At 61.7% G+C, this 1266-nt stretch carries 1 protein-coding gene and 1 pseudogene; one reads left to right on the top strand and one right to left on the bottom strand.

The genetic code is table 11. From position 1 onward, the window contains the following. Positions 1-596, bottom strand: a pseudogene (locus HP547_RS28810) (alkene reductase); the annotation flags it as partial. Positions 597-1084: 488 nt separating this feature from the next. Between HP547_RS28810 and HP547_RS29390 the strand changes: the two are divergent. After that, positions 1085-1266: hypothetical protein (locus HP547_RS29390; RefSeq protein WP_218583507.1), on the top strand; the 182-nt coding region annotated here is incomplete at its 3' end.

A 1266-nucleotide genomic window follows, 5' to 3' on the forward strand; every position in this document is an offset into this window, starting at 1 on the left:
TCTTCGCGCTGGTTGGCGCTTGGGGTGAGAAACTGGTGCAGCAGGTAGCCGTGGGCAGCGTGCAGTTCGATGAAGTCGAAACCGGCTTCCCGGGCATTGGTCGCAGCCTGGCCAAAATCGGCGACGATGTCGGCAATTTCGCTCTCACTCAGAGCACGCGGCGCAGAAGTTTCGACACGCACCAGGTTGCCTTGCTGGTCACGCAAGGTGGTACGTGCTCCGGCCGGCACTGCCGAAGGTGCCACCGGCGCCTCGCCGCCAGGCTGCAGGGACGTGTGTGAAACCCGCCCGGTGTGCCAGACCTGCACGGCACTGTGGCCGCCTTCGGCGTGAATGCCTGCGTTGATGCGCTGCCAGGCCGCAATCTGCTCGGCGCTGTGAATACCAGGCGAACCGGAATAGCCCTTGGCCTGGAAGGAAATCTGCGTGGCTTCGGTGATGATCAGCCCGGCGCTGGCGCGCTGGCGGTAATACTCGGCCATCATCGCGGTCGGCACGTCGCCCGGTTCAAGGCTGCGCAAGCGGGTGAGGGGCGCCATGAATACGCGGTTGGGCAGGGTGAGCGGGCCGATTTGCAGCGGTTGTAGCAGTTTCATTGCAGCTCCGGAGGTCAAAACCAATGGTGCGCACGATACCGAGGTGATTGGGGAAAGGGGGGACCGGGAGCCCGGCGTAGAGCTCCCCAATGGTCCTTGTATGTTGTTTGGGGTCTTTTTTCGGGCAAGCGCCACAGGGCGCGCGTGGGGGCTCACAGGTGCTTGCCACAATATTTCAGCGCCTGTGAGATCGAGCGCCGCCCGCGCGGCGCTTCGCAGCACAAGGCTGCTCCTACAATCTGTTTCGGGCCAATTATTCCTGAGGCCGAGGCGCTCGGCCCCTTGGCGCCTGCCTTGATATCGAGTTGGTACGACAAGGCGGTCGCGCACGATTGGCACAGGCCTCACTGGTTCGGTACAGCATTGGCGGCAGTGATTACCCCGTGCTGCTGGGCCAGGCGCCAATGCTTGATACGCCATGCGCGATAAGCAATTCAGATCGGACAACCTGACATTTTTGCCAGTAGCAGGTTGCAGCGCGATCGCCGATGATCCTGAGCATCAAACTCTGGAGCTCCAGCATCATGCCGGCAAAGCAACGGGAACTCTATTTCTACCAAGGTAGGCGTACGTCTACCACCATTGGGGGCGCAAGCGCACGCGTGGTTTGGGGCGCTTCGATCGCGTGCGCACAGTTAAACATCCACGACCAGATCATTTCAGCGCTGCA

The sequence above is a fragment of the Pseudomonas sp. CM27 genome (assembly GCF_013179515.1).
Lineage (GTDB): Bacteria > Pseudomonadota > Gammaproteobacteria > Pseudomonadales > Pseudomonadaceae > Aquipseudomonas.